Annotated in this window: 7 protein-coding genes and 1 pseudogene; 4 read left to right on the forward strand and 4 right to left on the reverse strand. The window is 60.7% G+C overall.

Going from position 1 to position 20,336, the window contains the following annotated elements; translation table 11 throughout:
* Positions 1-20: 20 nt before the first annotated feature.
* From CA951_RS16860 to CA951_RS16875, 4 genes and pseudogenes are all read left to right on the forward strand, one after another.
* Positions 21-1,187: pseudogene (locus CA951_RS16860) on the forward strand (DUF3883 domain-containing protein); the annotation flags it as partial.
* A gap of 360 nt (positions 1,188-1,547) precedes the next feature.
* Positions 1,548-3,293 (forward strand): ATP-dependent endonuclease, encoded by a 1,746-nt coding sequence (locus CA951_RS16865; RefSeq protein ID WP_087557930.1) that lies wholly within the window; start codon positions 1,548-1,550, stop codon positions 3,291-3,293.
* 89 nt (positions 3,294-3,382) lie between these two features.
* A complete protein-coding gene (locus tag CA951_RS16870; RefSeq protein ID WP_087557931.1) occupies positions 3,383-5,473 on the forward strand; it encodes a UvrD-helicase domain-containing protein in 2,091 nt (696 codons plus the stop codon).
* A 41-nt stretch (positions 5,474-5,514) separates the two neighbouring features.
* On the forward strand, positions 5,515-7,776 hold the full coding sequence (locus CA951_RS16875; protein ID WP_087557932.1) for a DUF262 domain-containing protein: 2,262 nt from the start codon (positions 5,515-5,517) through the stop codon (positions 7,774-7,776).
* Between the two features lie 478 nt (positions 7,777-8,254).
* Here the strand turns inward: CA951_RS16875 and drmB are convergent, their stop codons facing one another.
* Genes drmB through CA951_RS16895 form a run of 4 tightly spaced genes read right to left on the reverse strand, consistent with a single transcriptional unit; the run spans position 8,255 to position 20,050 of the window.
* The gene (gene drmB / locus CA951_RS16880; RefSeq protein WP_256973840.1) at positions 8,255-10,045 is read right to left on the reverse strand and encodes a DUF1998 domain-containing protein; all 1,791 of its coding nucleotides are present in this window, start codon (positions 10,043-10,045) and stop codon (positions 8,255-8,257) included.
* Positions 10,046-10,101: 56 nt separating this feature from the next.
* Positions 10,102-13,350 carry a helicase-related protein gene (locus tag CA951_RS16885; RefSeq protein ID WP_087557934.1) on the reverse strand — a complete coding sequence of 1,083 codons (3,249 nt, stop codon included), beginning with the start codon at positions 13,348-13,350 and terminating at the stop codon, positions 10,102-10,104.
* Positions 13,347-15,248 (reverse strand): UvrD-helicase domain-containing protein, encoded by a 1,902-nt coding sequence (locus CA951_RS16890; RefSeq protein WP_087557935.1) that lies wholly within the window; start codon positions 15,246-15,248, stop codon positions 13,347-13,349. Before CA951_RS16890 ends, CA951_RS16885 begins: the two co-directional genes overlap by 4 nt.
* Positions 15,245-20,050 carry a sacsin N-terminal ATP-binding-like domain-containing protein gene (locus tag CA951_RS16895; protein ID WP_087557936.1) on the reverse strand — a complete coding sequence of 1,602 codons (4,806 nt, stop codon included), beginning with the start codon at positions 20,048-20,050 and terminating at the stop codon, positions 15,245-15,247. Before CA951_RS16895 ends, CA951_RS16890 begins: the two co-directional genes overlap by 4 nt.
* Positions 20,051-20,336: the final 286 nt, after the last annotated feature.

Below are 20,336 nucleotides of genomic sequence, written 5' to 3' on the forward strand. Positions count from 1 at the left end.
TTGCGCGTTGGGTGCGCAGCGCGTCGGGGCACGGCCCCATTTCGAGCCGCTACGACCGAGTGGCCTTCGACCTGCCGTACATCCAATCGGACGATATGGCTCGCGCCGACCTGCTCGCCCCTGGCCACCCGCTGCACGACGCGGTGATGGACGAGGCGATCCGCCTGTTCGGTGGCATGCTCAACTCCGGTACCGTTCTGGCTTCCTCCACATTGGAGGAGCCGCATCTTCTCGTCGGTGTCATCGAGGAAGTCGCGGACTCAACAGGGTCCTCGGTGGCCCGCCGATTCGGCTACGCGTACGTCGACAGCTCCGGCACCATCACTCCTGGAGGACCGGCTCCCTATCTCGACTGCGTGGCCGCCCCCGAAGTGCCGGTAGTCGCAGAGGTCCGCTCGCTCCCGTGGCTGGCCGACGCCGAGAACAAGGCAACGAGCTGGATCATCTCCAACCAACTGCCCGTATACCTCGCCGAAGTTCAGCCCAAGCGCAAGGCCGAACTCGACAAGACTCGAGATCTCGTCGCCAAACGGCTGCAAAGCGAGTCCGAACGACTGCTGCTCGACGCCGCGGTCGCGGCCGAGAAGGAGCGAGTAGGCGACAAACCCAAGGAGTCCTCCGATAGTTTGAACGGCAAGGCCGTCGAACTCGACCACCGCCTGCGTCGTCGCCTGGAGCTGCTCGACCAGCAGGCTCTCATGTCCACCAAGCCACCGCTCATCCTGACGGCGGCACTCGTGCTGCCCGTCGCGATGCTCGAAGGCGCCCTGCCGGCCACCGCGCCGATCCCCACCAAGGAGACCAAGGCGGTCGAACGCCGCGGCGTAGAGCTCGTGCTCGCCTGTGAGCGTGAGATCGGTCGCCAACCGGAAGAGCAAGAGTTCAACAACAAAGGCTTCGACATCCTCTCCACAACGTCCTTTGGCGACACCTACCGCATCGAGGTAAAGGCCCGCGCCGAGGGCGCGAAGAATTTCTTCGTCACGCACAACGAGGTAATGACCGGCAAGAATGCGGTCCCACGCTATCGACTTGCCCTCATCCGGGTCGACCCCCGAGGTGCGCAGTTCGACGAGGTTCGCTACCTTGACGATCCGTTCGCCACGACCGAACTCGGCGACTTCGATGCGACCGGCATTCGAGGCGACTGGGACAAGTTGTGGGCAAGGGGCAAGAGGCCGTTTTGATGCCGATGACGGCTAGTCGTGTGTGGGCCTGCGTTGTGGGACGGGTGTCAAATCAGCAAGTGCGGTTCCTACGAAGTATTGCGGCTTGCAGAATCGATCTCATTGGCCCAAACGGAGACACTCGCCTCACCCCTGCACCCCCGTTGGGGCTACTCTCAACCGGTCTGCGTCCCCAACGGTAGATTTCGGGTTGCTAGTCCGGGATAACGGTATTACAGGGTTAATCGAGGACAAGATTGCGAGTACGAGCGGGGCGCTCTGTGAGTGGACGCCGTAGAGCTTCAGTGGCCGATCAATACACTGCAGGTTGATCCGCAACCGCTGACCCCAGACCGGTCAGGTGCCCGGTAATCTCACAGCGTGCAACTTCAGCGTCTCTACCTCCACGGCCACAAGTCAGTCGACGATCTCGAGTTCGCAGCAGGGCAGTTCACGGTTCTTTTCGGAAAGAACAACGCCGGAAAGACGAACATCCTAGAGACCATCTACGGGGCTTTCACCAAGAACGCGAAGGGAGTCATCCGGCGAACCCACGCCGAACGTTTCTCGAATCCACAGGGTTCGATGACAGTTCAGCTCGAGGCGGGGCGCGGCTTCGATGACCAGGTCGCGTCTGCCGCGGGAATCGATCTTGAGGGTCCGCGTGTGCAGGTTTCCTTCACCAAGTCCGGACTAGTCCTGGGGTCTCATGAGGACTACATCTCAGACGACCCGTTGTTCCACACCATCTCGAGCGAGTGGGCCCAGCGTGCGGTTGCTACCCCGAGTCCACGCGTCCTCTTCCTCGACTGGCAGGTGGCCAAGCTGCATGAACGGGCTGAAGATGCCATCACGCGGCTTGCCATTACAACATCTCTCGCCCGCCGCGGAGAGCTGCCATGGCTCGAATCGATTCGCAGCTCAGAGGGGACCTTCACCTATCGCGTTCCGGCGCGCACAGAAGCCCTCGTCGCACAGCTCGCCTCGCTGGCGACAGACCTTCTTCCTGACTTCGTCGATGGCGCTGTCAGCGCTCATGTCACAGCCCCGAGCATGTGGGGTTCGATACCCAAGGTGCTGCTCGAATACGATCAGCGCGGCCTCACGCAGTGCGCCGACCCGGTCGACGCCGCAGGCAACGGTGCAGCGCGGTGGATTGCCGCTGCGGTCCAGATAGCACTTCACCTGATGCAGGAAAACCCGAGCCTGACGTCGCTGCGCGACGCTGGCTCAGTCGGACTCTCCGGCCACGTCCTGCTGCTGGACGAACCCGAAGCACACCTACACCCCGCCGCTGCCGAGAGCATGGTGCGTTGGTGCCATCGGATGGTCGACAACGGTTTCACTGTCGTGGCAGCGTCTCACCACGAGTCGTTCCTGAGAGCAGCCGGTAACGGCGCCAGTCTCGTTCACGTCACACGCGATCCGGACTTGGTCAACACGTCCGCCCGCACACTGCCCACAACAACAAGCACGCGCCTGCAGGAACTCGCCAGCGATGTCGGAATGCACCCAGCCTCGATCCTTTCCCTCCATCGCGGTGTGCTGTTCGTCGAAGGTCCCCTAGACGAGGCCGTATTGGAGGAGTACGCGGGATTGGCACTCGAGGCTGCGGGAGTCAAGATTCTCCCGATTCACGGCACAAAGAATCTCGAAGGCATTGTCGACTCCGAGGTAGTGACCGAGCTGGGTATCAAGATCGGAGTCTTTACTGACGCCACCGATCCGGTCACGATGGCGACGCGATCCGGACGAAAGCGCTCGTCGGAGGAGCGCAAACTGATAAAGATCCTGGAAATCGCTGAGCGAAAAGGGCTGCCGCAGCCGACAGTATTCGGTGTAACAGAGGCTGACCTGCTGTTCGCGCTTCCCGAAGACGCGATTCGTGAAATCTTCGCTACCAAGTTTCCCGGGTGGCCGGAGATGGTTGCCGAGTGTCGCACGGCACTCGGCAAGGGCCCATCCGATTCGGTCAACTGGAAGGTGTACGCGAGCGAGGAATACGGCCTCCCCATCGACTCACCAGGTGGCGTGCGTGTCCTTGTCCGCGAACTCGATCTTATGGGTGTCCATCTGCCTTCTCTTCGGAGGGTCGTCGACGAAATCGTCCAGTGGGCGACGTCGTGATGTCATCACCAACGACCACGAACTCAATAGGTGCCATCCACAGTCCGGACTTCCGAAACAGCCGGCGCAACTCGTAGGGAGATCCACTGATGCCGAAGCTCGCCATCGAACGGCAGTTCTTCAAGGAACTTCGCAAGCTCGACGCTCCTTTGCAGGACAAGATCACCGAGACGCTGATCAAATTCGAGGCAGCCACTCACACCGGCATTCACATGGAGAAGATCGCCGACGCGCGCAATCCTCTCTACCGTTCAATCCGCATCGACCAGTTCTACCGTGGCGTCGTGCTCACCCCTGAAATGGGCGAAGTCTACACGCTGTTGACAGTCTTGCCCCATGACGACGCTTACATGTGGGCGCGTCGCCGTGATCTCACCGTCAACCGTGCGACAGGCGGGATCGAAATTCGAGACGCAGCCACAATCGACGAGGCATTACCCGAATTGACCAAGGTGGCGGAGGCAACCTCGACTCGCCTGTTCGAGGGCGTCAACGACGCCGACCTGACCCGTCTTGGCATCGATGAAACGATCCTGCCTCTCGCCCGTACTATTACCGACCACGCCCAGTTTGATGCACTGAAGCCGGTCCTTCCGGAGACTCAGTGGGACGCATTGGCAGGCCTCGCATCCGGTCTGACGCCAGAACAAGTCTGGTCGGAACTCGGCGCCAAGATCGTCGACGAACCGTACGATACCGACGACCTCGACGCCGCAGTCGCGCGAAGCGGGGACAGGATCGTCCTTGTCGATGGTCCGGCTGATCTTATGGCTATCTTCGCCCACCCATTCGCACTGTGGCGGATCTACCTGCATCCGACTCAGCAGGCAGTTGTCGATACCGCCTTCCGGGGGCCTGCCCGAGTCACCGGAGGTCCCGGCACCGGGAAAACAGTCGTCGCACTACACCGTGCGCATCGGCTGGCAAATCAGTCCACCGGTCCGGTGCTGGTCACCACCTTCACTTCAACACTCACCGATTCGCTCCGCGCCGGCGTCAAGCTACTCACAAACTCCCCCGAGGTACTCGACCGCATCGACATACAGCACATCGACAAACTGGCCCACCAGGTCTTTCGCGACAAGCATGGTGCCCCGACGATGCTGGCGGAAGCGGAGGAGAAGGAGCTGTGGTCCTCGATCATCCAACGGCTCGAACTCCCGTTCACCGAGGCATTCCTTGCTGCAGAATGGCGGAACGTCGCTCTCGCCCAGCGTGTCTCGGCCGCTTCCGAGTACCTTTCCGCGAAGCGGACCGGACGAGGCCGCCGACTCGGGGCAAATCAGAAGGCACAAGTGTGGCAGGCAGTGTGGGAGTTCGAGAATTCGCTGCGCGACCGCGACCAGTGGACGCACGAGACGGTGTGTCGCGAGGCTACCCGGCTCCTCGCCGAACGCATCGACAAGCCCTACAAGCACATCGTGGTGGACGAGGCTCAGGACTTGAGCCCCGAACAGTGGCGGCTGGTCCGGGCGGCTGTGCCGGAAGGTGCCGACGACATATTCATTGCCGGCGACACTCACCAACGCATATACGACAGCAGAGTAAGTCTGCGGGACGTCGGAATCAAGGTCATCGGCCGATCCAGCCGCCTGAACCTGAACTACCGAACTACGGCCGAGATCCTCGGCTGGAGCCTCCAGTTGTTACATGGCGAGCGCATCGACGACATGGACGGGCAGCTAGACTCGATCGCAGGATGCCGCTCTGATGTTCATGGGGCGCCACCCACCACAAAAAAATTCGCCTCGCAGAACGAGGAGGTGACGTACGTCGCGGAAACCGTGAAAGCGTGGATCGAGAGTGGCGTTGATCCGAGCGAGATCGGAATCGCGACGCGCGCGAAGTGGCTGGGTAGAAAGGTTCAGGACGCCTTGTTTACTCGCAGCATCCCAGTGCGCATGTTGGCGAACTCGAAAGGCTCGACCGACTCCACTCTGGTAGGCACCATGCACGCGATGAAGGGTCTGGAGTTCCGCTGCATGGCAGTCGTGGGAGTGAACGCGAAGCAGGTACCGGCCGCCGCAGCCGTCACCCCGGCCGACGAAGACCAACAAACCCACGAACGAGACATGCAACGCGAGCGCTGCGTTCTATTCGTTGCGTGTACCCGGGCTCGAGAAGATCTCCTTGTTACTTGGAGCGAGGAGCCGAGTCCGTTCCTTGTCCCCCTGATCTGATAGACACCCAGTAACATCGCACGCTATTCGGAAGGTACACCATGCCTAAGTTGTCCACGCTGCTCGACGAAATCGATTCGGGCACAGTTCTGCTGCCCGAGTTTCAGCGTGGCTATGTCTGGAACCGCGATCAGGTTCGTGGGCTGATGCGGTCGCTATACCTGGGATATCCAGTCGGCGGCCTGCTGATGTGGGAGACACTGTCCGACAGCGTGTCAGTGCGCGGTTCTGTGACCGGTGCCGGAGTGAGGCAGCTGCTGCTTGACGGCCAGCAGCGTATCACTTCCATGTATGGCGTGGTGCGCGGCACACCGCCACCGTTCTTCGAAGGTGATGCGTCGGCTTTCACCGGGCTGCATTTCAACGTCGAGGACGAAATCTTCGAGTTCTACGCCCCGACGAAGATGGCAGGCGATCCCACCTGGGTCAGTGTGAGCGAGCTGTTCCAGAACGGCCCTATGGCGTATTTGACGCGATTCGCGGACCGGCAAGAGGACGCGACCACCTACCTGACACGCCTGAATCAATTGGACCAGGTCAAGGAACGTGTCTTCAACCAGGAGAAGATAACCGGGGCAGACAAGACTGTCGACGAAGTTGTCGACATCTTCAACAAGGTGAACTCCGGCGGCACGAAGCTGTCCAAGGGCGATCTTGCTCTCGCGAAACTCTGCGCACAGTGGTCCGAAGCACGCACAGTTATGCGCGACGATTTGAACAAGTGGAAGAAGGCGGGCTACAACTTCAGCCTCGATTGGCTGCTGCGCAACGCAACTGCAGTCGCCACCGGTCGCGCCTTGTTCTCCGCACTCGACAAGGTATCGGCCCAGGAATTCGAGCAAGCACTCACCTCGTCAGTCGAGCACGTGGGCACGTTCATCGATGCCGCTTCTGGGCGGCTCGGGCTCGATCACGACCGGGTGCTGATGGGCCGTTACGCCGTCCCCGTCATCTCCTATCTGCTCTCCAAGCACGGCGGCACGTTCGGCAATGCAACACACCGCGACAAAGTCCTGTACTGGTACGTGCATTCCGCCCTGTGGGGCAGGTTCAGCGGCTCTACTGAGACATACCTCCAGCAGGACTACGAAACCGTTAGGCGGGCGGGCGTCGATGGTCTGATCGCTACGCTCGAGCGCAACCGCGGCGGCCGACTCGAAATTCTCGCGGACGACTTCGAGGGATCAACCCGGGGCGCGCGTTTCTACCCGCTGCTATACCTGCTCACTCGTGTCAGCGGCGCGCGCGACTTCGGCAGTGGACTCGAACTCAAAGCCGAACTACTTGGCAAGCTCTCGTCTTTGCAGATCCACCACATTTTTCCGAAGGCACTGCTGCGCGATCAATACGATCGCGGCGAGGTCAACGCTCTCGCCAACTTCTGTTTCCTGACCCAGAACACAAATCTGCAGATCGGCAAGCGTGCACCCGAGGAGTACTTGGCCGAGGTCGAGGCAAAGTACCCCGGCGTCCTCGCCTCCCAGTGGATCCCCAGTGATCCGGAGCTGTGGAAGGCCGAGAACTACCTCGACTTCCTTGCCGCCCGCCGCGAGCTGCTTGCTGGCGCCGCTCAATCTTTCCTCGAAGGACTGCGTTCCGGTTCAGGCACGGCCACCGGCGAACCGGAGCTGCAACGTGTCACCGTCGTCAGCGACGAGGAAGACGACCCGCGCGCGACGCAGATCCGCGACATGATAGCGGAGCTGCGAAATCTCGGTTACACCGAGCCAGCCACCGACACGGAGATCTCGGACCCGGTCAGTGGGCGCGCGCTGGCAGTTGCCGAGGCATTCTGGCCTGACGGCTTCCAAGTCGGTCAGGGCAATCCAGTTGTGCTCGAGCTGGACCCGGAGGAAGCCGATCTCCCTCGACTCGAAGAACTCGGCTACGAGGTGTTCACCTCCGTCGACGCGCTGCTCGGTTTCGCCAATTACCGCAACGAAGCTGCTGCTGGCAACACACAGGAACCAGAACCCCCACTCGACTCCCGAGTTTCCACCGACGGCCTCGTCGCCGCGTTAGGGCGGGCTCTGACATCCTGCTACGAACGCGCGCGGGGCGAAGCAAGATACACATCGCCCCAGCTCCGCTCGATGCTGGCCGACCTCGGGCCCCTCGCGACAGCACGCAAGCTAATCGCCTCCCCAATGGTCTCCGACGGATTCGCCGATCTTTGGGAACGAAACCGGCTCGACCTAACGGTCGAAGCTGCCGTGCTCGATCCCAGATTCACAACCTTGTTCACAGAGGACGAGACCTCCGTTGCCCGTAGGCGCCTGGAGCAATTCGGTTACACCGGATGAGTGTTTTCTATAAATTGGGACCTCGGTCTGACCACCAGTGGGTACTTTGATTCTTTTGTGGCAACGGACACCATGAAAGGAGCAGCGCCGTGGACACAAATCTCTTCGTATCCGAAGAAGAATGTTGCCCGCCCGACGCAAGGCGCTTCACCTCCAAGCGCCCACCGGTGCGCGGAACCCTATCGAGCCCTGAAGGCCCGCCTCGTCGCCCTCTCTAAGTGCAGCGCAACAGACCTTTACAACAAGTTAAGGCGGCCGTCCATATTCGCGGAATTATAGCTACACCATCGCAGGCAGGTAATGCGTTCCCTAGACCAATACCTTTTCGTCCCCGTTGAGCGCCTTATGTAACTAACAGGAATCTAGTTCGCGTACTCCTTCCTTGACAGCGTGCGCGACGGATCCCCGTGCACTGATCCGATTGCGCACGCATGTTTCCGTCGTTCACTCAGTTCGTTGGTGCGGTTGGCTCCGTGCTTCAGATCAGATCCGTGAAGAAACCCGGCACCCTACCGATCTGGTCACCAATGAGCATCGCCCGGTCCAGGAAGCTGTTCATCGACTCACAACTGGTTTCCGGGAGCAGAGCACATGCATGACACGCAGCTAAGTTCACACTGCCCGCACCGCTCGACTCCGATTCCATACACAATGGGTCGTTCGAGCACCATTCCGCCCGGGCCAAGGCCGAACGAAGTGTCAAAGCCAGCTTGCGGGGTTCGCCTTGCGCCACGATTCCGCCGAGACTGCCAGCCGAGTCGCTTGTTGCGGTATAGATCAGGACACCTGCCATATCCGAGTCGGCGTATAGACGTTCCCGAAGCGCCGAGGCCGGGTATCCCGCGTCGAGGCTGAACTCGTTGATGAGCGCGTGCGCAAGGGTGTGCAACAGCAGAAGTCGCGGCGTGACGTGAGAATCCACAGCCTTACCCGCGTCGGCCTTGCCCGCTGCGCGTTCGCGTAACAGCGCCGTGTGGTTCGCCCTGATTCGTTCTGCTCGAGCCATCACTGCAGGATCGCCCTCCCACCGAGCCAACCGCGACTCGTCGAGTTTGAGGAAGACACCCTCACCACTCACTTCCATTGCAGGAAGCCAGTCGACATTGGCGGTCGAACTCATCTTCGCGTGTCGACTGTCGGAGTCCGCCTCGGTCGGCGCCTCTCCTCGAACGAACGATGACAACACGCGCACTTCACGAAGGCGCTTAACCAGCATACTGCTACTGATCCCGAGTTCTCGGATGACGGTCGTATCACCCTCGGGGGGTTCGCACACGAACGGTTGGTACTCCGCGACGTGCTCTTCCCGCCGCCCTCGAACCAGTGCCCTGTACTCGTCGTGGCGAAGTGTGCTCGACGTTCGAATAGTTGGAACGTCGCCGTCCTGAGACAGTGCTTCGCTTTCTTCAAAGGCCTTGACCACTTCGATCACGTCTTCGACACTCGCCTTGAGCTTCTCGAGCAGCCCTTTGCGGTCTCTGAAGTAAAAGCGGACGTTGCCTTCCGATGCACCGATAAGCTTTTCCCGTTCGACGAGCGCGTAGAGACCTTCACCCCATGGAGGAATCGATAAGGCGCTGTTCATGATCGGGTGCCATGCGGAAGACGAACCACGTTGCATCACGCGCGGAGGCTGATCACACCGTTCGGGCAAGGAGTTCTGCAGCCACGGAGTACGACCCTCACAGCGGATGCCGAGATCTCTCAGTGCTTTCGAACGGAATGCGCCCTCCATGGACACCTGAGGGACTCCACAATCACACCGGATCACCACCGATCTCAGCGACGCCGTACTGCCATCGGTGTGGAGCGACAAAGATCCGCCGCACTTTCCAGGAGCTCGATCGACGTCCCGATGGACCCACTTCCAATACGGAAAGTCGTCGATATGCCCGTGGTCACATGCAACGACGAACCGCGAAGGAACCAGATTCTCGCTGCACTCATCGCAGCGCGCTTTGCCCTTCTGCGAGTTGAACCTGAAGAACTGCTGCAGCGCTTTGCAGCTGGGGCACGAATAGAACTCTGGAAAGCGATGAACGACTACTCCGCCTGTTCCCCGGTCGGGATCGGGGGCCGGTGGTAGCCGGAACGATCCGACTCCAAGTATTTGTGAAAGTCGTCTTTCGTAGACCGCCTGCGCCTGCGAAATATCCCACGAATCGATTCCCGCAACGATGAACGACTCGTTATCGATCGCGATCATGGAACCGACGCCGTAGGTGGTGACCAGCTGGGAACGACGGACGGCGCCGAGCTTCCGCGCCACGGGTTTAGGCGGTCCACCGGCCCCCCGGCGTCGGCGCGCAGCGTTGGGTGGTGGTGTCATCGCACAGCTCCTGACCGGTTGCTCCCCAAGAACAACGTCGACTCGGCGTCGACGTCCCTCAGACTCCAAAGTGTCTCCCAGCCGGTCACGTCATCGGAGCCGGTGTCGAAGCCGGCGAGAAGCGCTCGCCGCATGGTGCCTCTCTTCGCTTCATAGCACAGGTCCGGGTAATCCTGTGCCTCCTGTAACCACCAATCGACGAAGGCCGTGCAGTGCAAACGCGTTGCTTCCTCTTCTTTTTCATCGATTGCAGCGACACGTTTGACGATGTCCGGGACGATTCGCGATTCGATCTCGTCGACGAAGTCGACTATGCGGGCGGCCGCATCGTTTGCTGCGGCATTCGGGATCGTCAGTCGCGTCAGCGCGACGATCACGGCGTGCAGGCCACGGTCGCGGGAGCGCGCAGAGAACGGCGTGACACTGGTCGATTCCACCTCGCGGTAGAGCGCGGAGTGAAATGTGGGAAACCTCTCGTAGTGTGAGCGATCTCGTGAACGAGCCGAGTTGAACATGATCGCGACAAGCCCGGGATGGCGCCGTCCAACTCGACTTGTGGCCTGAATATACTCAGCGGTGGTCTGCGGCTGGCCCATGACAGCCATCAGCCCCAGACGATCGATATCGACACCGACCGAGATCATATTGGTTGCCAGGAGGGCGTCGAGTGTGCGTTCGTCAGGCAATGCGATGTCAAGACTTTTCAAGTGTTGCGGGATATCGCTCGAGTCGGCGCGGCTACTGAGCTCGATGATGTCGGTGGCGGAGCGTGGCTCCTCGACGCCGCTGCCGGCGGCCAGCAACTCGAGGCGATCTTGAACGTCGTCGAGCACCTGGAGTTCCGCAGCCGACAGGAGCCGAAGACTGTTGAAATACCCGACCAAGGTCCAGTAGGCGTCGAGCACTGTCGGGTCGGCGCTCTCGCGAGCAACGTGCGCTGCGTTTAGGAGCGCCGCATAGGTACGAACGAGCAGGGTTGCTTGACTGCCATTTGGAGTGAACAGCCCGACGTAACGTCGGGACGCCTTGCTATTCCGCGGCGTTTCGACCGCGAACCACGAGCTTCTCGAGTCGAGCCCTGATGGGGGGAACTGCGCGACGCCCCGATCGAAAAGGGCCCCAACCTGGTCGCCCGCACGTCGAATCGTCGCTGTCGAGGCGATGACCTTGGGCTGATCGGAGAGAATGTCGATCGCGGTCTCGTAGAGACCGGTCAGCGTCCCCAGCGGGCCCGAGATCAAGTGCAACTCGTCCTGCACGATGAGCTCGGGAGGGGCGGTGTCGACAAGGTCGCGGTTGAAGAGTGAACACGTCTCAGGACGCCATGGCATCGACGCGAACTTATCGACAGTCGCGATGACCAGTGTTGGATGGGCCTCGTATACTGCCTGGTCGACGAGGTGAGCCGGTATACCGTCGCCGCGACTGAAGTCGCATTGCAAGTTCGGACACACCACCAGCATGCAATTACGGTCCATCACCACTTCGTAGTTGTTTGCGTCCAGCCCTTCTCCGCACCACGGGCAGCGTCTCAATTGCACCGGGTTCTTCCGCTGAAGTGCCTTCTGTGGGTTCTTGCGTAGCTCCTCGAGCTGAACCTCGGCGTCCTCCAGGCTGTTCGGTGTCGCGGACTGTCCAACCCACATACCGATGGAGATGGGTATTGCGCCGAGATCGTCGCGCTTCTCCCGGATGCGTTCCATGGCACAGATGAGGATGGTCGCCCGCTCGAACTGCTGCAGGGTCAACAATCTGAGGGTGTACCGCATGAGCACGGTGACACCGGCCCCGGTCTCTGCTTCGTTGCGCAGCCTCCGGAGAAAGACAGTGAACGCAATCAGACCGAGATATGCCTCGGTCTTGCCGCCGCCGGTAGGAAACCACAAGAGATCCGCAGCCTTTCGGTCGTCGTGCTTGGCATCGACGATCCCTTCGAGACACAGCAGAACGAAGGCAATCTGAAACGGACGCCACCGTCCGGAAGCGGTCTCGACAATGCCGGTACGCCCGCCCTTGATCCAGGCACTCCGCGCGCGCTGTTGTGCCATCGCCTGGTTAGCGAGTTGGAATGCGGAAAACACCTCAGAACGTTCGGAATCCGATAAGAGCGCAAGCCCACTTTTCATGCGCTCGAGGGCCTTAGAGCATTCTTTGATCTGTCGCTCCGCGGCAGCTGCGTACTCAGTGGATTCGAGTGCTGCGGCGTCGGCCCTGAGTTGGTCAATCCATACCCTGTAGCCCTCGAGGAGGCCCGTCAGCGCTCCGATGACGTGGGCCCGGTCACCTGTTCCGAGGCCCCACATTCCAAGCGCATCATCGTCGATATCAGGATTGGAGTCCGTCAACAACACGTCGTGAGTCGGCATGAAGTCGGTATGCACTCGCGACACGGCACAGCGTTCAGGCAGCGGCTCTCCCAGAGCGGGGGGCATCCATTCCCACGCGACGGAACATCCGTGTCCGACAGCGAAGGAAGGCGCATGGCGATGCAGAAGACGACTCAGAGCCTGCTCCTCGTCCACCGCTCTGGAGCCCACCGCGCGCTCGACGAAAGGTTCCAGTCCTTCGGGCCCGGTCACCACGATCTCGGACTGGAAGAAGCAAGACGCGTCCTGGAGGTCGTGTTCACCGGTGCGAAGCGTGTTGACAATCGTGACGGTCACCGTCGCCACCCCGCGATCATCGGCCTTGCGAGCAAGGACACGCAGTTCCAATCCAGGTCCCAACAAGTGTGGCGCCTGCACGCCGGGAGGCCCGACAACGACCGGGAGGGGATCAAACTCGAGTGGCATCCGCCGCCATCGTTCTCGCTGACGGTCGGTACTGCGCGCTTCGCTCCGGGTGGGCTCGATTGGGACCCCGTTCTCGTCCTCAGGTGCGTAACGAGCCGTTCGAACACTCACGTAGATCGTGTCGGTAATGTCGGTAGCGATACCAAACGTCAGCCCCATCGACGATGGCTTGCGTTGGTTGGTGAGCGTGACGCCGAGCTCGTCGTTTCCCTGTTCAATGTCATCCCCGGGAACGACATCCGGAGTGCCATCGCCGCCGACCTCGTCGCCGCCGATCTTCGTAGGGGACTTTCCAACGTGCGGAAACAGAACTCCGACAAGATATGCAGTCACAGGCGCATCGTTGGCCAGTACCTCATGTGGTCCGTCGTGCGGGCCGAGAAGGTCGGCGCGAAGGGCACTACGAATATCTGCCCTCAATGCGTAATGCGCGCTGTGGTCGAGCTTGCTCATTCGGTGGATTCACTTTCGTCAGGATTTCCGTGCCAGTCGAACCGCCCGAGCCCGGACAGCCTCGGGGCAAGCCAGAGTCCTACGTCGAGGCCGGCCCGTTCGGCAACAGCATCAGATCCGGCAACGCTTTCGATGAGATCGACTCGAAGGCCCGAGATTCGTTGGGGCCACGACGATACCTCCGCGCGCGGGAACCGCTGCAGCACCCGGTGGAGCTCTCGTCGGAAGCGCTCCGACACCTCGCCGATTGCTCGGCCGTCATGATAGATCCCGTACGGCGGAGTCTGGTCGGATGCCATCGGCATATCGTGCAACCTGCTCAACTCGACAACGTCACCTTCCTGAACCACATCGCGTAGGTAGACCTGGGTCATGGGAGCCTCGCCACCCCCGTCTGAATAGCCGGCGGGGACGTCCCTGTTCACGTCCCACTCAGACGCTTCGACCCCCAATCTCATCCAGCGTTCTCTCCCCCCGATATACCAACGGTCGACGCGCTTCGCCTTCCGCATCTCCCACAGTTTTCGAACAGTCATGAAGTAGAGGTCGTCACGCGGACGCGTCATCGCGACGTAAAGCTCTCGCGCCTCTGCCGGAGGATCGATCTCCCTCACCCCCTCGTCACCGATGGCGTCGGGCTCGATCACGACGACCCTGTCGAATTCGAGTCCCTTCGCCCGATGGACAGTTGACAGCACCAGCGCGTGAGGGGGTGTACCCGTCACCTCATCCGGTAGCCGACCATCAGCGACTGCACGCACGAGCACACTGATATCGAGCCGGTTGTTCGGGCTCGACGCCGCGCGGCGAAGCGATCGCCATACTCGACCGGGCTCATCCACCGTATTGGGGAGCGAACCGTATGCCTCTGTGAACTGCGACTCTGTCATCGTCGAACCCCGAGCAGTTTTGACCAACTCGGCGACCCACGCCGGCGCAGGTCGGGTTCTCGGCGATCGCTGAATCCGGTGAGGTATATCGAAGTTTTTCAGCCTCTCGGACAACCACAAGACCTGACCGTTCGTACGACACAGGATCGCTGCAGTCCCGTCGAACTCACGCAACGAATTCTGCACAAACGGGTCGTCGAGACTCCCGAAGTCCGGCATCGTCTCCAAAATCTCGCGCAGAGCGGTGTGGATCCGAATCCCCTCGACGCGCGCAGCTTCCCCTTCCTGGGGCAGCATCTGCAACTGCGGACCCAGCGGCAGCGCGGCTCGCGCGTCCTGTGTCCGGGCGCGGAAATTGTCGTCCAGCGAGACATGAACGAGGTCGTCCCCGAATGTGACGCGCACCCAGTCGAAGAACCGATTCGTCTCTGCGGCCCTGTCAGCGAGATCGTCGATCTGAAATCCGTAGATCGCCTGAGCTGCGTCGCCGACCATGGTGAACCCGCAGCCTAGTCCGATTCGGTCCAGTAACGCCTCCACCAGTTCACGACGGATCCCAACCAGGTCCTGGACCTCGTCGATGACGATGTGCGCCGGCGGACCGTTCTCGAACGACTCGACGACTCCGGCATCGATTGCCTCTATCGCCATCGCGATTCTGTCGTCGAAGGTTGTGCCAGCGAGATCCTCACGATGGGGATCCATTTGATGGAGGAGCGACAGCGCCCACCCGTCGAACGTATGCGCCCTCACTCGCCGAGCGCTCACTGCATGGCGGTCGACGCGGTCACGCAGTTCCCTCACGGCCGCGCGAGAAAAGCTCAAAACCAGAATCTCCGACGCCTCCAGTTCTTCGACTGCGATGAGGAACTCGAGTCGGTGTAGCAGAGTGGTCGTCTTGCCTGCTCCTGCACCAGCGGTGACGAGCACCCATGCGTCTGAAGGCTGCTCGACGACATCTTTCTGCGCTGCGGTCAGCGAGACCGTCGGGTCGGTCGCCGTAGTCACCGCGCTTCCTTCTCCCACAGATGCTCGAATTCCGTGAACGCGAGATTGTTGTCGTAGTTGGTGATGTTGTCCCGCACGTCCAAGATCAAGCAGGTGTCCTTGCCACCGTTCTTCGGGCCTCGAAGCCCTCGCCCGACCATCTGCTGGTAGGCATTCGCACTGTAAACCGGCCGGGCGATGAACACCGCCCTGGTGGCAGGCGCGTCAAATCCTTGGGAAAGGACGCCGTAATTGGTGATAACTCGGATCTCGCGTTTGCGGAACCCCTCGATCCACCGACGACGGTCGGCGATCGGCGTTGCCGAATCAATGGCAACGGAACGAATTCCGCGATCGCTCAGCTTTGCGGCGAGCAACTTCGCGTGGTCCACCGAGGTAGCAAAGACCAACACCGGCCAATCGTTCGGCAGCGAGACGATCTCATCGATGAGAATCTTGTTTCGTCCTTCGTCCTCGGCAAGCCGCCGTTCCGCGCTCTTCGGGAGGAAGTTCTTGAGCTTCTCGATCTCCGCCAGCTCTTCCTTGTACAAAGCAATCTCAGCGCCCGGGAGCTCCCTGTGTTCGACCGACGACAGAATCTGAAGCTTCTGCAGGCTTGCGATCGGCTCGCCTTCAAACACCCCTTCGTCGAGCCGACTATTACCGAAGCGCTGAACAAGTCGTCTGGTGGTGTCGGCGTTGTTTCGAAATGGTGTAGCCGTCAGTCCTACCAGGTGACGGGAGGTCATCCAGTGCGTAAGCCCCAGCAGTTCCAGAATCTTGGTGTATTCGGGCGAGATGGCTTCATGCGCTTCGTCAACTATGACCAACGACGGGCTTCTCAGCCAGCCATACTCGTCAGTCCCGAGGCGTTCCCTGAGTTTCGCATCGGTCGCCACAACCAAATGAGGCCGCCCTGTAACTGGAGTGGCAGAATTTCCGCTCCATAAGCGATCGATCATAAGTGGATAATCGGCACCTACCTTCTCCCACACGAACTTCCAGGATTGCACGGCCTGCTCACAAAGTTCGCCCGTCTGAGCAATCCAAAGAACAGGACCTGCCGGAAGACCGGATTTCCGAATCCAGCGAATTACCCCTTCCGCCGCTACGCGCGTCTTGCCGGCTCCGGTCGGGAGGCTGAGCATTGCGCGCTGCGGTGTCAGTTTGCAGAGCAAGTCGACAAAGCGTGTCGCAATTTCCTCTTGATACGGGTGAAGTACCGGAAAGTTCGTTGGGCCGTGTGCGATCTCACGTTCAGGCAGCGACGGCAAGCGGGCGCCGGCGAAGGAGTCCGGAAACCCGAGATCCGTGACGAACTTCAACGCCGAGGAACCGCCGTCGAATCGATGCGGTGTGCCTGGGATTCGCGAACTGATCTCCTTCGCGTATGCCTTGAGAACGCCATCGTCATGGGCGTTGTACGCCAGTTCCGCCAACCTCGCGCTGCCCGGGGCGATGCCATTCTCGTGGACGTCGCTCTCGACGAGGCCCGCTGGGAGCCCCTGTCGCAGCTGGGTCTCATCGAGCATTGCCGCCAACTTGTCCGGAATCGACTTCGCAGTGCGAACCAGGCTGATCCGTTCCCGAACAGCCTGGTCTTCCAGTTGGCGGCGATGCGCCTCGATAACCTGCCGACAGCCGGTCGGACCCAGTCCGAATCCGAACTCTTGATCGGCGAGGACCAACGCTTCCTCGGCGGAAGCATTGTCCGGGACAAAAACGGTGGACTCGTCGAGCGCGCTGGGTAGCACACTGAGCCTGGTCCCATTCGGTGTACGAACTACTTCCTCCAGCTCAACGCAGCGCTGCATCATGAGCCCGCTGACCCGTGAACCGAGGCGCTGGCGAAGGGCTGGGTATACAGCAGCGAGCGCAGTGGCCTCCCCCGAGGCCACTGAGCGAATCCGCTTCTCGATCACGTCGGAGACCCGCCTCATGCCCCAATCATTGATCATGACCTCGACTTGCTCAGCGTCCTTAGGCGAGTCAACGAGCAGCGCAGGGTGATTCTCTCGGATCAGTTCGTCGTATTCAACACGACTAACAGCGACTGCAATCGATTCGTCCGGCAACAGGTCCCAACTGTCGCCTACGCGGCAGCGAACGGAGTCCTCCTCGAGCAACAAGTCGATGGCGACTCGAATCAGAAGAGCATAGGACCGCCCCACGAAGGCGTCGTCGGTGCTCGACTTCACCGAATCGAGCAATGCCTTCCAACGGTCGGACGCCACCTCCTCGACGCGACTGGGAAGTCGGAGGCGTTGGGCTTTGCCTGCGCTGATGTGCGCAACCGGAAGTACCTCCGAGTAGGCGTCCAACTGAGGACCCACCGCATCCTGAACGCGGACAAGCCCCTGCGACGTATTCACCCAACCCTGCGTGTGAAAAAGCCAGCGTATCGGCGAAATTACCTGGGCTCGATTACTCGACGCCTTCCCAATTTGCCGGGTCCAGTTCTCGACGAAGCCTTCCTCCGGCGCAGCTGCGAGAAAGGCAGCTCGACCTTCGGGAGACAGGTGTTTGAAAAGATGAAGTGGTCCGGCTGTTACGCCTCCTTCCAGGCGCATTGTGTGCAGCATAACCGGGCGAGTCGTCGCGGGCAGGGAGGCACAGTACATCTCATACATCGACGCGCGATATGACTCGAACCAACCGTCAGCTTCCGGTTTGATTCCGGTAATAGGCCGGTCCGCGACGCCGAACTCCCGCAGAATCGAGCGGTCGTTCGCGTGGAACTCCATGTCGATTGTCAGATCAGCGTCTCTGGACCCATCACCAGGCACAACCGGCCCTGGCAGCATGCATGCATGGAGCGGCTGAAACTTTCCGGCGATCGTACGCGCGTGCAAAGTCGTCGAAATGTCAGAAACCCTGTCGGCGATCGCGCGTGCCTGACTTGCCCCGCCGGCTACGTGAAGCAATTCCCAGAACCGCGACCACGACTCCTCTGTGTATCGCGCGAAGCCTTGATCGAGGACACTGTGAAATCGCCCTTCCGTGTCCGCTTCGCGGATCCCCAATCGGTCGAGCAACGGAGCGAGTTCGTCGTCGTCAGCGACGCGCTGATCGACGTAGACCAAATCATCGCGCAGTCCATCCTCGCTCGACCGGCGGAATACACCACCGGCTGTGGGTGCGACAAACTCACCTCGATCGGTCAATACGATCCGCGCGCGGCGGGCGTCTGCAGCCTCCGCAGACGTCTTGGAGCCATCCAGATCATTGGCCAACAAGTGAGCCAACACCCGAATCGCGGCCTTCGACGCATCCACCGTGCCATCTGCGACGAGCGCTTCGAGCCATTCCGGAATCGACGCGGGATCGTTGTGCGATGCCGCATCCAGGATGTGGACCATTTTGCCGCGGCGGAAACCCGGCCCTTCGATCGAGTGATGCACCCAGTCCGTAGGACGTCCCTCGTATTCGCGCCAGAGCCCCAGCGCCTTGGTCGAGAGCTTCTCGCTATGGATTCGCAACGAAGTCGGAATTTGCAGCACGCCGCGTTGATCCGGCAGAGACGGATTCTTGGCCGCGAGCTTCCAGATGTGTTCTGTCAGAAATTTGCACGCCCAGTTCGGTGACTCCGAATCCCTTGCACGTCCAGGCAACAACGGGAGGTATGCCGCGGGATCCTCGGGCGGCGAGAGCTCTTCGAGCGAGCCTACAACGAGATTCGCTGCGACCTCGAGCAGCTCGGCATTCAGCTCACTTCCGCCAAGAAGGTTCTGCCGATCCTCATTCGTTTTCCACGCCGCATTGAGCGCGCCGCTCAGCTGCATCGGATACTTGGTCGGAAAATGGGACCAGAAGGTGCCGCGCTCCGCAGGAACAGTGAGGTAGCTACCCTCTCGCGCTTTCGAGTACTCGGGGACAGCCCACGAGATGTCGATCGTCACGCGGTCGTGCAGTTCACCCGCCCCTCGGCGGGACTCGTCGCTGACCCCATGGGGCATACTGAATACCCGATAGCTCTCTGCCGTGGACTTCGCACCGCTCCGCGCCTGATGAATTGTTCGTAAATCGCCTCTCTGAGTACAAGAGATTTCCCGACGAACCTTCGGCATTACACTGCGATCCTCTAGCACAACAGTCCCGACGTGCGACGAGAAAAGCTGGAAAAGATGCGGAAACTCACGATTGAGAGCGTGGCGCGCGCCGTCATAGTGGATGTCTGCCGACAGCCGGTCGGCAGCACCTCGCACAAGCGGCAGTCGAACCACTGTGCTGGCCCATCCGAGTAGCGAATCGAGCACGCTGTCGTCCGCCCTTTGGCGAGCGGACTCGAGGGGCCGTGCCATTCTCAAGACGGGCGTTTCCCCGATCGATTCCAGCGGGGCTTCTCCCTTACTTCGGCGGCTCTCGTTCACTGCATCGAGAATCTGCTTAGCCGACCAATCGGCGTCGAATCCGAACGATCCTGTGGTACTGAAAAACTGCGGTGTTCGCGTAACTGAGAGTACCGACTTGACTCCCACGCCGAAGCGGCCGATCTGCCCACCTCGCTTCTTGGACACCCCCATCCTGAGGATGGTGTCCGCCCCTTGAGGTGTCATCGGAGTGCCTTCGTTCGCGCAGTAAAGCGCCTCCTCTGTGAGAATCACATGAATGCGACCACCAGAACGATCGAGGTCCCGCAGCTCGTCGGCCGCATTTTGGACGAGTTCGAACAGTTGTCGGTCGCCGTAGCCACCTTGGTGAATACGGCGCTCGCCGTTCGCGTCCTCCTCGATCCGTGCCGGGTTGTAGGCATAGGTGCCCAGAGCAAGTTGGGTCAGTTCAGCAACAGTCTCGAGAACCGCGCCGTTTTCAGAGTTGTTCATAAGCGATGTCGATCCTTGCAACGCGGGCGGAACAACTCCGCCGAGGCCCGTAGAGACGTAGAAACGATCCGGATCGGGGGTAGCCGAAATGCTGCGAAATCGACGATGCTCAGCCTTCCGAATGCATCGCGCATGCCGTTCACCGCCCCCTCGTACCCCGCGGCCACAAACCGCACAGGTGCCCATTCGAGAGCACCCTATTTGTCCTGCTCCGACATTCTGCACCCGCCGACCGACAAAATCCGTCAAGTCGACCCCCGACACGTGTCATACGTTGGATCAATAG

This window comes from Rhodococcus sp. NCIMB 12038 (assembly GCF_002165735.1).
Classification (GTDB): domain Bacteria; phylum Actinomycetota; class Actinomycetes; order Mycobacteriales; family Mycobacteriaceae; genus Rhodococcus_F.

What these genes read in the sequence shown, in the direction of transcription:
- CA951_RS16870 (WP_087557931.1), top strand. Translation starts at nt 3,383, where the DNA reads ATGCCGAAGCTCGCCATCGAACGGCAGTTCTTCAAGGAACTTCGCAAG.
- CA951_RS16875 (WP_087557932.1), top strand. Translation starts at nt 5,515, where the DNA reads ATGCCTAAGTTGTCCACGCTGCTCGACGAAATCGATTCGGGCACAGTT.
- CA951_RS16885 (WP_087557934.1), bottom strand. Translation starts at nt 13,350, where the DNA reads ATGAGCAAGCTCGACCACAGCGCGCATTACGCATTGAGGGCAGATATT.
- CA951_RS16895 (WP_087557936.1), bottom strand. Translation starts at nt 20,050, where the DNA reads ATGAACAACTCTGAAAACGGCGCGGTTCTCGAGACTGTTGCTGAACTG.